The organism is Methanobrevibacter sp. TMH8 (assembly GCF_020148105.1).
In the GTDB taxonomy this organism is placed as follows: domain Archaea; phylum Methanobacteriota; class Methanobacteria; order Methanobacteriales; family Methanobacteriaceae; genus Methanobinarius.
On record NZ_JAHLZE010000015.1, the window covers coordinates 46,142 to 59,114 of the forward strand.

Here is a 12,973-nt window from a genome sequence, read left to right on the forward strand (position 1 = left end):
GATATATGATTTCTATTGAAAATGAAGGCAAAGTAAAACACAACAAAAGTGTAGCTACTAAATTAACACCAATAGAATATAAAGAGATAACTAAACTTGTAGAAGCAGGAATATACTTGAATAGTTCAGATTTTGTAAGAGAAGCTATAAGAGATAAGCTCAAAGCTATAAAAGTTGTTAAAATAAGAGATGTTGATTATGAAATTGCTAAAAAAGAAGTTTTGGGATATTATAGATCTCATTTAGAAGCATATATCTCTGAAGTAGCTGAAGATCTTGAATTAGATCTTGAATTAGTGATAAAAATAACCAATGAATTAAAAAAAGAAAGAAGATTAGATGAGGTGTGATAATGACAATATATACTCAAACAGGAACAATCATAAAAGGAGATCGTATAATAGCTGAGGCTAGAAAAATATCCGATGTTAGAGTTATAGTTAAAAGTGGCCGACATAAAGCACAAAGAATAACCTTAAAAGATAATGGAATGTGCTATATTGATAAAAAACTTAAATTTATCAGATAATATTACTATTAATATCTATTCCAAAACTACCAATATATAACTCATAATAAAACAACCCACTATTATTTTATATATATATTATTTTATATTTTTATATCCTTTCATGTTCTTTTATACCCTTTTATATCTCCATATCATTATATAGCACCCCATAATCGTTCTATGCAATTATATCCTTCATATTCTTTTTATAATCTTGATTTTTAATAAATAATAATCTTTTTAATTTAATAAGAATAAATAAAAATATGAGAAATATATAATTAATATAGATTAAATTTTAGTAGCATTTTTCATCTCAGCCACATACTCTTTTATATATTGAGTTGAATTATCTCCATATTCCTCGATAATTTTAACTATAGCACTACCAACAATTACACCATCAGCTATTTTAGATATATTTTTAGATTGTTCAGGAGTGTTTATTCCAAACCCTACTGCTACTGGAACATCAGTAATTTTTTTAATTTCATCAATAATATCTTCAAGATTTGTCTTTATCTCACTTCTAACACCAGTTACTCCCATGGATGAAACAAGGTAAATAAAGCCTTTTGCATCTTTAGCTATCATTTTAACTCGATCTTTTGAAGTTGGAGCAATAAGAGATATTATATCTACATCATATTTTTCTGCAATCTCTGAAATTTCTCCCTTCTCCTCATATGGTAAATCAGGAATTACAATTCCATTGATTCCGATTTTTTTACATTTTTTAAAGAATTTTTCATAACCATAATAAAAAACTGGATTCAAATAAGTTAAAAAAGCTAAAGGAACATCAGATTTCTTTCGAACATCCCCTACCAAGTCAAAAATATTATCAGTATTAATTCCATGAGATAAAGCTCTTGTATTAGCATTTTGTATTACTGGTCCTTCAGCTATGGGATCTGAAAAAGGAATTCCTATCTCAATAATATCTGCTCCAGCTTCTTCCATAGCTAATATATATTCTATTGTTTTTTCTTTTGAAGGATCTCCGGCTGTTAAAAATCCAATAAATGCTTTTTCATCCTTAAAAATTTCTGTAATTTTACTCATTTAGAATTCCCCACCATAATTATTATCATTGTCTCTTGATTTAGCTAATTTATATTTTTGGATGGATTCAGCGTCTTTATCTCCTCTTCCAGAAAGACAAACTACAATAATATCATCTTTATTCATTGTTTTTGCCATTTTCATAGCTTGAGCTATAGCATGAGCACTTTCAATTGCACAAATGATTCCTTCTTGCTTAGCTAGATATTCAAATCCTTCTACTGCTTCGCTGTCCGTAATTGGAACATATTCAGCCCTTTTTGTATCATGAAGGTTAGCATGTTCTGGACCAATTCCTGGATAATCTAAACCTGCAGAAATTGAATAAACAGGTGATATTTGACCATAATTACCTTGACAGAAATAAGATTTCATCCCATGAAATATTCCAATTTTTCCTTTACTAAGAGCTGCTGCATGATACTCAGTATCAATTCCTTCACCACCGGCTTCACATCCAATCAATTTCACATCTTTATCATCTATAAAGTTGTAAAATGAACCAATAGCATTACTTCCACCACCAACACATGCAACAACAGCAGAAGGTAATCTTGATTCAGCTTTATATAGTTGTTCTTTTATTTCTTCACTTATAACACTTTGAAAATCTCGAACAATCATTGGAAATGGGTGTGGACCCATTACAGAACCAAAAACATAGTGAGTATCATGAACTCTTGTAGTCCATTCTCTCATTGTTTCATTTACAGCGTCTTTTAAAGTTCTAGTTCCACTATATACAGTATTTACTTTAGCTCCTAACAATTCCATACGATAAACATTGAGAGCTTGACGTTTAGTATCTTCTTCACCCATGAAAATTTCACATTCCATGTCCAAAAATGCAGCAGCTGTAGCTGTAGCTACTCCATGTTGACCAGCACCAGTTTCAGCAATAATTCGTGTTTTTCCCATTTTTTTAGCTAGAAGAACTTGACCTAGAACATTGTTGATTTTATGAGAACCAGTATGGTTAAGATCTTCACGTTTTAAATAAATCTTAGCTCCTCCTAAATCTTCAGTCATTCTTTGAGCATAATATAAAAGAGAAGGCCTTCCAGCATATTCATTGAGCAAAGTTTGTAACTCATTTTTAAAATCAGGATCATTTTTATAAAATTCATATTGTTCTCCTAAGCTCAATAATTCATTCATTAGTGTTTCAGGAACATATTGCCCACCATATATTCCATATCTTCCACTTCCACCATTTCCATCATTCTGACTATTTCGACTATTCCCCTCATTTCCAAGATTTCCACTATTTATATCATTTATATCATTTTTAATATTTCCATCATTTAAATCATTGCTAACCATATATTTCACCCCATTCACATCATTTGGATTATTCAATTTATTCAAGTTGTTCAGATTATTTAACACATTCATAATTTTAGCTATTTTTTTAGAACTTTTAACACCATTTTCCTCTGTTCCTGAACTTAAATCAATTACTAAAGGGTTAATTTTGTGAGCTTCCTTAATATTTTCACTATTAATTCCTCCAGCTAAGAAAAATGGCTTTTTGATATCTTCTATCAATTGCCAATCAAAAGTTTTACCACTGCCTTTTCCACTATCAAGCAATAAGTAATCAACAAGGGAATTTTCCCAATATTTAATCCTATTTTCTATATCTTTTTTATCTTCATTATCTTTGATTTCAATAGATTTAATAATCTCAATTTTTTTATCAAAATCTTTTAATTTTTTTATAAACTCTTTATTTTCATTTCCATGAAGTTGAACCATATCTATGATATTGTTATTTAGTAAATAAAATATATCCTCAATATCATGATCTAAAAAAACACCAACAGCCAAAATATTCTTATTAAGTCTATTTTTCAAGATTTTAGCTTGTTCAAAATCGATTTTTCGCTTACTTTCAGCAAAAACAAAACCAACATAATCTGGATTAAATTTATTAACAATTTCAATATCTTCAATTCTTTTTAATCCACATATTTTAATTTTTGTTTGATTTTGATTCATATTATCAATTTCCATTATATGATAGTAAATTTAAACAAATTAAGAATAATTAAATTTAATTAAATTTAATATAAATAATTTAACTTAATATAAATAAATTAGTTTATAATTAAATTTAAATATAGTTAATATAATTAAATCAATGATTTTAAATCATTAATAGCTACTTTTTTATCATTACTCCTCATTAAAGATTCTCCAATTAATACACCATCAACATCATAATCATTGAGAAGTTTTATATCTTTAGGAGTTTTTATTCCACTCTCTGAAACAAATATAATTCCATTATCTTTATAATCAGACATATATTTTTCCAAATATTTTTTTATATATATAGTATTTTCAATATCAACAGAAAAATCCATTAAGTTTCGATTATTAACTCCAATAATCTTTGCTCCAGCATCAATAGCTATTTTCAACTCTTCTTTTGTATGAGTTTCAACCAAAGGACATAGATCTAGTTTATAAGCTAATTCAATGAAATTCTTTAATTCTTTTTTATCTAAAATTGAAACTATAAGAAGTATAGCTGAAGCACCTAATAATTTTGCTTCATAAATCATATATTCATCTACAACAAAATCTTTTCTAAGAATTGGAATATCTATAGAATTAGCTATCTCAAAAAGATAATTATCATTTCCTTTGAAAAACTTAGGTTCAGTTAAAACTGAAATAGCTGATGCTCCTGCACTTTCATAATCTTTAGCTATTTTCAAAGGATCAAAATCTTCACATATCAACCCTTTTGAAGGAGAAGCTTTTTTTACTTCACAAATAAAAGACATTCCTTCACTTTTCAATGCTTTTTCAAAAGAATTAATATTAGAATTAATATTAGAATTTTCACTATGATTGAATTTGATATCTAATTCTTTTTTTAAATCTTCTAAAGAGAGATTGTTTTTCTTTTTTTCAACAATCTCCTTTGTAACTTCTACAATTTCATCTAATATCATGAAAATTCAACCTTTAATTAATAATTAACTAATAACTAACTAATAATTATAATCAAATATTATTAGAAATACTAATAAAATCATCTAATTTTTCATTTGTTTTACCACTATCAATGAGTTTTTCGGCAAATGATATTCCTTTTTCTAAATTAGCTACTTTTCCACCAATGTACAATCCAGCTGCAGAATTAAGGAGAATTGCATCTCTTTTAGGGCCTTTTTCACCATTTAAAACATTTAAAGCTATTTGTGCATTTACTTTAGTTGAACCTCCAGCAATCTCTGATTTTTGACTCATTTTAAAACCATAATCTTCAGGATTTAATGTATATTGTGAAAATTTACCATCTTTTATTTCACAAACAGTTGTTGGAGCTGAAATTGAAATTTCATCTAATTTATCTTGGCCATAAACTACCATAGCATTTTTAACACCTAAATTATGAATAACCATAGCTATAGGAAGAACAAGAGATTCATCATAAACACCAAGAACTTCCATATTAGCTCCAGCTGGGTTTGAAAGAGGACCTAAAATATTAAATATTGTAGGAATCCCCAATTCTCTTCTTATTGGAGCTACATATTTCATAGCTATGTGATAATTTTGAGCATATAAAAAGCATATGCCAATCTTATTAAGCATTTCCTTACTTTTTTCTGGAGATAATTCAATATTAACACCTAAAGATTCTAAAACATCGGCTGATCCACATTTACTAGATGCAGCCCTATTTCCATGTTTAGCTACTGGAACACCACCTGAAGAAATTACAAGTGCTGAAACAGTTGAAATATTAAATGAATTAGAACCATCACCACCAGTACCAACTATCTCTAAAACATCCATGTCTGGAAGTAGTTTTATACAATGATTTCTAAGTGATGCAACTGAAGCAGTGATTTCATCTATGGTTTCACCTTTCATAGATAATGCAGTTAAATATGAACTCATTTGAACATCACTAGCTTTTCCTTGCATTATCTCATCCATTGAATTTTCTGCCATTTCATAGGAAATATCTTGACTTTTAGCTAATTTTAAAATAGCTTCTTTTATCATATTATCATACTCTTTTCATCATGAATGATTATTATCATATAATTTTATCATAAAACCTAATTTTAATAAATATAATTAAGATTTAGCTATTTCTAAAAAGTTTTTTAGAATAATAGATCCATCTGGAGTTAGTATTGATTCTGGATGAAATTGAAGACCATAGACATTATAATTTTTATGAACTATAGCCATTATTTCATCATCATCTTTTGATTTAGCAATTAAAGAAATATCATTAGGTATTGAACTTTCTATTCCAGAAAGTGAATGATACCTCCCTACAATAATTTCATTATTTAAATTTGAAAATAATGAATTATAATTATCTATCTCTATATTAGAAGTTTTACCATGAACTAATTTTTTTGAATAGCTAACTTCTCCTCCAAAAGCTTCATAAATACATTGATGACCTAAACAGATTCCCAAAATAGGAATATCTTTATAAAATTCTTTTACAATATCTATTGAAAATCCTGCATCAATTGGTCTTCCAGGACCAGGAGATATAACTATTGAATCGGGATTTAAATCGCGAATTTCAGATAGTTCTAACTCATCATTTCTTATTACCTTTATATCAGAGTTTATTTCACCTATCATTTGATAAAGGTTATATGAAAAGCTATCATAATTGTCTACAAGTAAAATCATACAATCACCACATTAATATCAATTTTTATGTTTCATTTTTTTATTTCTATTTTATTTTTACTTCATTCCTAATTTATTTCTAATTTATTTCTAATTTATTTTTATTTTATTTTTATTTTATTTTTGTTTTATACAATTTAATTTAAAATTTATCTTTTATTATATGTTTTCAGCTAATTTTAAAGCATTTAAAACTGTTTCTGCTTTATTCATACATTCTTCAAATTCATTTTCTGGAATACTATCTGCAACAATTCCTGCACCCGAGCGTACAAATACTTTATTATTTTTTTTATAAGCTATTCGAATAGCTATACAAGTATCCAGATTACCAGATAAACTTATATATCCAATAGCCCCTCCATAAATTCCTCTTTTATTATTTTCTAATTCCTCTATTATTTCACAAGCTCTTATCTTTGGAGCTCCTGATAAGGTTCCTGCAGGAAGAATTGCATCAATCACATCAAGAAAATCTTTATTTTCTCTTAATTTTCCTTTTATAGTTGAACCAATATGCATTACATGAGAAAATCTTTCAATACTTAGATATTTTTCTAATTTTACTGAACCAAATTCAGCCACCTTTCCAATATCATTTCTTCCAAGATCTACTAACATATTATGTTCAGCAAGTTCTTTTTCATCAGAAAGTAGTTCTGATTCAAATTTTTTATCTTCGATATCAGTTTTTCCCCTTGGTTTTGTTCCAGCTAATGGAAAAGTATATAATTTTTTATTATGTAATTTTACTAGAGTTTCTGGTGAAGCTCCAGCTATTTCCATATCATCACTTGAAAAATAAAACATATATGGAGAAGGATTTGTTGTTCGAAGTATTCTGTAAGTATCTAATAAGCTACCTTCCATATCACAAGACAATGGATTAGAGAGAACAACTTGGAATATATCTCCTTCTTTTATATAGTTTTTAGCTTTGTTAACCATGCCAAAATATTCTTTTTTAGAAAATAATGGCTTAAAATCATCTTGTAATTTGATTTTATTTTCTACTTCATCAATTGGTTCACCATTTTCAATTAAATCAATTAAATTAACCAATTCAAGAGTAGCTTTTTTATATTCCTTTTCAATATTTTCGGTTTTAATATTAATAATAAGAATCATTTTTTGTTTATAATTGTCAAAAATAATGACTTTATCAAATAACATTAAATCAACGTCTTTGAAAGATTCTTCATTTTCAATAGAATTTTTATCTAAATTAAGTGAACTTTCACTATATTTTATATAATCATAAGCAAAATATCCTACTAATCCTCCTGTAAAAGGAGGCAAATTAGCTAAATTTGGAGCTTTATTATCAGAAATGATTTGTTTGATATATTTTCTAGGATTTTTAGTTTTTTTGGATAATGTTTTTTTATCTTTGGAAAATTGAAAGTCTGAATATTTTTCTCCCATCAAATATCCTGAATCAAAATAATCAGTTATTTGAAGAAATTCATTTTCACATGTAATTTCTAGTATTGGATCGAATCCCAATATGCTATATCTTCCCCATCTTTTCAGATCCTCTATACTTTCTAACATAAAACAATGCTTACTATTATTTTTTAAGATTTTAAGTACTTCAATTGGAGTCTTTATATCTGACATTATCTCATAAGCAATAGGAATAGAGTTATAATCTCCTTCTTTAATAATTTTTTTTGCTTCCTTTAATAATGGGAAAATCATTGTATACCTCCTTTTGGTAAATCAAATTTTTTAATTTTAAATCTAAATTATAGCTATTAAGAATAATTAATCGATTTTAAAACAATTAATTAATATTTTTAATTTTTCAATGTTTTTTTAAATATGTCATTTCAAAATGTTTATGACATAGTATGAATAAGTTGTTTATTGTATTATTTAAACCTTTGTAGTACTTTTATGTACTATAAATATGCAATAATGTAGATGATATTATGAAATATAATTCTAAAAAAAGTAAAAAAAGTAGAAAAAAGTGAAAAAAAAGATAAAAAAGATAAAAAATCATTGAAATATTTTTCAATAGTTTTTTTATAAGATATATATGTTTAAAGTAAACATGTATATTTTTTATATTAAATATAAGCTTTATTATGAATTATAGAAAGATTTATATATTTTTCATATAATTATATAATTAGTTAATATATATGAGAAGGTATTTCATAGAATTACCTATTTATATATGAATTATTTTATACAAACAATTTTTATAATTAATCTAAATTAATTTAATTAATTCAATTAGCTCAATTAATATATAAATTAACCCAATTATTTTTAAAAGATTCTGCAGGATATTTTCCATGAAAATTAATGGTAAAACTTTGGGAGGCTTTGACAAATTTATTTTAATGGCTTTATATGTTGAAGGCGCATTAAGTTTAAAACAGATTAATGATAAAACGATTATTTTTATTTCATCAATATGGTATCAACAATGGAGTGAAAAAGATAAATCTTTTTTAAATTCAGTGATTGATAGTATAGAAAAGGCAAGATATTTCTTCAAAAAAGGTCATGCAAATAATGGAAACAAATTTGAAGCAGAGCTTGGAAAGATAAATTCCCATAACAACTTTATTCGATTGATTGAATTTGGTTTGGTTGAAAAAAAAGATGATAAAACCTATAAATTAACTGAATTTGGCCATGGAACAGGAGAATCTCTTGTTAATACCATGAAAAAAAGAAATAAAGAGATTGATAAATATTTATTCAGTACTAATGCTGTAGCTAGAAATAATATTTTTGTTGATTTTTTATTAGCTGTTTTAAAATTATCTGCTGGTTTTATTAGCGGAAGTGTTGGTTTAATATCAGATGGATTAGATGCAATAACAGATACTATTTCTGCATTTTTTGTTTGGTTGGGAATTAAATTCCATCATGAGTTTTTAAGTACAATACTTGTTATATTTATGTTATTTGTAGCAGGGATAAGTGCTACTTATGAATCTATATCTAGGATTATTGAAATTTTAAATAATACTGTTAACCCTATTAATCAAGTTCCATTAGTTGTTGGAGTTGAAACAATTGCAATATTAGCTGCTATTGGGTTATTTGTATATCAACGCCATATAGGAAGATCTTTTAATAATTTAACTATTATTTCCCAATCTGTTGATTCTAAAAATCATATTTTTATTGGATCAGCTGTTATAATTGGAGCTGTTTTATCATTGTTTAATATTTTTTGGGTTGATGCAATAGTAGGTATATTTATAGGAATTGGAATTTTAAGAGATGCGTTTAACCTTTTAAAAGATGCTAAATCTTCATATGAAGGTGAAAAAACAGATTTTTCTAAATATAAAACAGTTTTCGGAGATTATATGAATATTAATCATTTAGAAACTTTTAGATTATGGATTTTATTTGCAATTCCTAATAAAAATGTTAATACCCAAGAAGATTTGATTAAATCCTTTAATGATATGCTTAATGATAGCTATATTCCTGTTATATCAGAACTTGAATTATTACCAAATAAATATTTAGACTTTAAAAATAATTTTGATGAAGTTATTAATCATTTAATAGAGAATAATTGGATAAAAAAGAATGAAAATAGATATGAAATAACTAAATCTGGACTTGAACATTTAGATATTATATTGAGTGATTTTGATGATTTTGATGTGAAATTTTCAGACTCATTGTTTCTTAAATTGTCTGATGAGAGCTGATTGGTTTTTACTAGATAAATTACCTAATAAAGATTAAATAAAATGGCTTAATATTAAATTATGAAAGATCAAAGGCGAAATTATGAAGAGTATTTTTAATCAAAGGGATGAAAAAGATTTTGTGTCTACTAAAAGTGCTGAGGCTATTACTGATGGAATATTTGCGGTTGCAATGACAATTTTAGTTTTAGCTATTCATACTCCACTTAAAAATGAATTAACTACTATGATTCAATTAAATTCATATTTACAAGGATTCACACTTGATATATCCCTATTTATTCTTTGTTTTTTAATTTTAGGATCAATATGGATTGAAATGAGATTTTTACTCCATAATTTAGAAAAAATTAATAAAATATTTATGTGGTTAACATTATTAATTTTAATGTTTGTTGTTTTAGTTCCTGTTACATATCCTTTGATAAGTGATTTTGGAACACAGTTCCCTATTTTTAGATATTTCTTTGATATAAATCTTTTAATGATAGGAATTTTGATGTTAACTCAATATATCTATGCAGAAAAAAAAGAATTTTTTGGTAATATCGAAGATTATGGCTATAAGAAAAGAACTGCAGTATTTTTCCCACTGATTGCTTTAATTGCTTTAATTTTATCATATTTCTTAGAATCTGGTAGTAGTATCATTTACTTCTTACTATTTTTCGATGATTACATAGTCAAAATCCCTGATTATTTTAGATCCAATAAAAGTTAATTTATTTGATTTATAATAGGAAGTTTTAGAAATATTATAAAAATAAGAATTTATTTATTAATTATCTTGAATAAAAAATTATATAAAAAATTATAAAAACCTTTGAAGAAATATATAAAAAATAATTGAAATTATTATTTAATAATAGGAATTTAAATAAAAATATTAACTTATAAATAAAATAAAATAAATTTAAGAAATATGAAATAAATTTAATTTAAATTAAGCATTTATTCTAACAGAGGTTTTAATATAAGTAAAGACGATGAAAATAAAGGAATCTTAAATCTTATTGAAGATAGTGCAGAAAGTATAATATTCTCAAGTAGATGGTTACTTGCTCCAATCTTTTTAGGTATGATAGTTGTTATAGCAATAATTTTTATAAAGTTCTTCCAGCTATTAATTGGTTTTATTCCAGAAAGTATGGGAATGTCTTTTGAAGAAGTAGCTATGGGTGCCTTAAACCTTTTAGATTTAGCCTTGTTAGGAAATCTTATCTTATTGGTTACTTTTTCAGGATATGAAAATTTTGTATCAAAAATTAATCCTGCTCAAGATCACAAAGACAGACCATCATGGATGGGAAATTTAGATTTTTCAGGACTTAAACTCAAAATAGTAGGTTCAATAGTTGTAATATCCTTAATAGAATTACTTCATGATTTTTTAGAAGCTGCACAAGGTGTTGATCCAAACATTGAATTTTGGAGAATATTATTACACATAGTATTTGTTATATCTGGTGTATTATTTGCATTAATGGATTACATATCTGCAAAAAGTAAAACTGAAGAATAAATTTATAATATTAAAAACAAAATTTTTTCAAATAAATATTATGAAAAGAGAATTTGTTTTTAATTATAATTTTAGTTAATATTAACCAAATTAAGGGATTCAGCTATTGATTATATTAATAATTCAAAAAAGCTTATATCCTTTTAATTAATTTTAACTTTATTTATTACATTTCTTTCTAAATTTTCATTATTTTTATATTAATAAAGAATTAATAAGAAATTTAATTGATTTTTTAAATTAATGTCAATAAATAGTTATTCATTGAAATATTGTTTTTATTGTTATTCATATTGGTATACTATATCATTCTTTAAAATATTTCCTTTTTAATTCCAAAGTTAAACTTATAGATATAATAGTACCAATTCCTATTAATATTATATTTAACAATGAAATATCTTGATTGAATAAATAACCAGTTATTGACAAGAATAAATAAACAACTGAAAGAATTATAAATACTATTGCAAAATTAAATGATTTATTTAATTTTTCCTTATACTCTGAACCACTATATCTACCAAGCTGTTCTAATAAATATAATGGAGCTATTAGCATAAAATATCCCAAAACCATATTATTGTTTAAGGTTATCAAAGTTAAAATATATATAACTCCAATTATTATTAAAACAGATCTCTCAAATTTACTACCAACTTTTTTAAATAAGAAATAGCCAACAGAAAACAATGTAACTATAATCATTAATAATATAAACATTTGATCAATATTCAAATTTAGATAACCTAACAAAACAAACACCATCATTATATAATACCATATAAGTAATAAACATTACTATTATAAGATTCAAATACAATAAAAAGTAGCAAATAATCAAAAGAGATTTTATCCTCAATTCAATGTTAAAATTCATCGAATTTAGCTATTTTAAATGTATTAAAGTTTTTTTATAAATAAAAAGTTGTTTAAAAATAAGTATCAAAAATATTGAGAGGCTTGAAAATAATATTTAAATATACTATGTAATTCTCTTTATTATAAATAAATATTTAGATGTATGAATATTATCATTTTTAATTAATTATTCCTTCAATAAACATGAAATTAATATATAAAAAGGAAACTTGGAATAATTTTATAATAAATAATAAAAATAATATTTGAAAAAATTATAAAAAATTGTATAAAAATTGTGAAAAAATAATAAGAAAAGAATATTTTGGAAGGAATCAGAAAAAACAATAAGTCCTCCACAATAAAAAAATAATATTATAAAAATATTATAAATAATATTAATAAATTATTAATATTATCTATTTTTATATTCTTTTTAAACCTCTTTTAGTCTTAACAACACGATTATTCTTATAAGAAATCTCATCCATAGACTTTTTAGGATTCAAAACAAAATACTCCCCAATACAAAACCTATGACCATCCCTATCAGGATAATAAGAAACAACAAAAGACTTCCTCATACCAGCACCAATAGAACCCACACGAACAGACTTACTCCTAATATTAACAAACTTA

The 12,973-nt window shown here is 25.1% G+C and carries 13 protein-coding genes and 1 pseudogene; 5 read left to right on the forward strand and 9 right to left on the reverse strand.

Going from position 1 to position 12,973, the window contains the following annotated elements; all coding sequences use genetic code 11:
- Nucleotides 1-5 precede the first annotated feature (5 nt).
- Together KQY27_RS03495 and KQY27_RS03500 are read left to right on the forward strand one after the other, a co-directional pair.
- Nucleotides 6-350: a ribbon-helix-helix domain-containing protein gene (locus tag KQY27_RS03495; RefSeq protein ID WP_224425194.1), complete on the forward strand. Its 345-nt coding sequence runs from the start codon at nucleotides 6-8 to the stop codon at nucleotides 348-350.
- 2 nt (nucleotides 351-352) lie between these two features.
- A complete protein-coding gene (locus KQY27_RS03500; protein ID WP_224425195.1) occupies nucleotides 353-529 on the forward strand; it encodes a hypothetical protein in 177 nt (58 codons plus the stop codon).
- A gap of 273 nt (nucleotides 530-802) precedes the next feature.
- On the opposite strand, the gene trpA is transcribed toward KQY27_RS03500, so the two are convergent.
- From trpA to KQY27_RS03535, 7 genes and pseudogenes are all read right to left on the reverse strand, one after another.
- Entirely contained in the window at nucleotides 803-1,576 is a 774-nt protein-coding gene (gene trpA / locus KQY27_RS03505) for a tryptophan synthase subunit alpha (RefSeq protein ID WP_224425196.1), read from the reverse strand.
- Complete coding sequence (trpB, locus tag KQY27_RS09330) at nucleotides 1,577-2,767, reverse strand: tryptophan synthase subunit beta (RefSeq protein WP_224425205.1); 1,191 nt, start codon at nucleotides 2,765-2,767, stop codon at nucleotides 1,577-1,579.
- A 210-nt stretch (nucleotides 2,768-2,977) separates the two neighbouring features.
- A pseudogene (locus KQY27_RS09335) lies at nucleotides 2,978-3,592 on the reverse strand (phosphoribosylanthranilate isomerase); the annotation flags it as partial.
- A 119-nt stretch (nucleotides 3,593-3,711) separates the two neighbouring features.
- Nucleotides 3,712-4,542, reverse strand: a complete 831-nt coding sequence (gene trpC / locus KQY27_RS03520) for an indole-3-glycerol phosphate synthase TrpC (protein ID WP_224425197.1) — start codon at nucleotides 4,540-4,542, stop codon at nucleotides 3,712-3,714.
- 52 nt (nucleotides 4,543-4,594) lie between these two features.
- Nucleotides 4,595-5,605 carry an anthranilate phosphoribosyltransferase gene (gene trpD, locus KQY27_RS03525; protein ID WP_224425198.1) on the reverse strand — a complete coding sequence of 337 codons (1,011 nt, stop codon included), beginning with the start codon at nucleotides 5,603-5,605 and terminating at the stop codon, nucleotides 4,595-4,597.
- A 75-nt stretch (nucleotides 5,606-5,680) separates the two neighbouring features.
- Nucleotides 5,681-6,259, reverse strand: coding sequence for an aminodeoxychorismate/anthranilate synthase component II (locus KQY27_RS03530; protein WP_224425199.1), 579 nt, complete (start codon nucleotides 6,257-6,259; stop codon nucleotides 5,681-5,683).
- Between the two features lie 159 nt (nucleotides 6,260-6,418).
- A complete protein-coding gene (locus tag KQY27_RS03535; protein ID WP_224425200.1) occupies nucleotides 6,419-7,960 on the reverse strand; it encodes an anthranilate synthase component I family protein in 1,542 nt (513 codons plus the stop codon).
- A 605-nt stretch (nucleotides 7,961-8,565) separates the two neighbouring features.
- Between KQY27_RS03535 and KQY27_RS03540 the strand changes: the two genes are divergently transcribed.
- The 3 genes from KQY27_RS03540 to KQY27_RS03550 all read left to right on the forward strand — a co-directional run bounded on the left by KQY27_RS03540 (nucleotide 8,566) and on the right by KQY27_RS03550 (nucleotide 11,473).
- The gene (locus KQY27_RS03540) at nucleotides 8,566-9,951 is read left to right on the forward strand and encodes a cation transporter (protein WP_224425201.1); all 1,386 of its coding nucleotides are present in this window, start codon (nucleotides 8,566-8,568) and stop codon (nucleotides 9,949-9,951) included.
- Between the two features lie 82 nt (nucleotides 9,952-10,033).
- A complete protein-coding gene (locus tag KQY27_RS03545) occupies nucleotides 10,034-10,672 on the forward strand; it encodes a TMEM175 family protein (RefSeq protein ID WP_224425202.1) in 639 nt (212 codons plus the stop codon).
- 315 nt (nucleotides 10,673-10,987) lie between these two features.
- Complete coding sequence (locus tag KQY27_RS03550) at nucleotides 10,988-11,473, forward strand: TIGR00645 family protein (RefSeq protein WP_224425206.1); 486 nt, start codon at nucleotides 10,988-10,990, stop codon at nucleotides 11,471-11,473.
- Nucleotides 11,474-11,779: 306 nt separating this feature from the next.
- Here KQY27_RS03550 and KQY27_RS03555 read toward each other — a convergent pair whose 3' ends face one another.
- Nucleotides 11,780-12,196, reverse strand: a complete 417-nt coding sequence (locus KQY27_RS03555) for a hypothetical protein (RefSeq protein WP_224425203.1) — start codon at nucleotides 12,194-12,196, stop codon at nucleotides 11,780-11,782.
- 563 nt (nucleotides 12,197-12,759) lie between these two features.
- The coding region (locus tag KQY27_RS03560) for a hypothetical protein (protein ID WP_224425204.1) at nucleotides 12,760-12,973 on the reverse strand (214 nt) is incomplete at its 5' end.

Coding starts and splice junctions, on each gene's coding strand:
- trpC (WP_224425197.1), bottom strand. CDS start 4,542: ATGATATTAGATGAAATTGTAGAAGTTACAAAGGAGATTGTTGAAAAA.
- KQY27_RS03555 (WP_224425203.1), bottom strand. CDS start 12,196: ATGTTTATATTATTAATGATTATAGTTACATTGTTTTCTGTTGGCTAT.
- trpA (WP_224425196.1), bottom strand. CDS start 1,576: ATGAGTAAAATTACAGAAATTTTTAAGGATGAAAAAGCATTTATTGGA.
- KQY27_RS03500 (WP_224425195.1), top strand. CDS start 353: ATGACAATATATACTCAAACAGGAACAATCATAAAAGGAGATCGTATA.
- KQY27_RS03530 (WP_224425199.1), bottom strand. CDS start 6,259: ATGATTTTACTTGTAGACAATTATGATAGCTTTTCATATAACCTTTAT.
- KQY27_RS03495 (WP_224425194.1), top strand. CDS start 6: ATGATTTCTATTGAAAATGAAGGCAAAGTAAAACACAACAAAAGTGTA.
- trpD (WP_224425198.1), bottom strand. CDS start 5,605: ATGATAAAAGAAGCTATTTTAAAATTAGCTAAAAGTCAAGATATTTCC.
- KQY27_RS03540 (WP_224425201.1), top strand. CDS start 8,566: ATGAAAATTAATGGTAAAACTTTGGGAGGCTTTGACAAATTTATTTTA.
- KQY27_RS03545 (WP_224425202.1), top strand. CDS start 10,034: ATGAAGAGTATTTTTAATCAAAGGGATGAAAAAGATTTTGTGTCTACT.
- KQY27_RS03535 (WP_224425200.1), bottom strand. CDS start 7,960: ATGATTTTCCCATTATTAAAGGAAGCAAAAAAAATTATTAAAGAAGGA.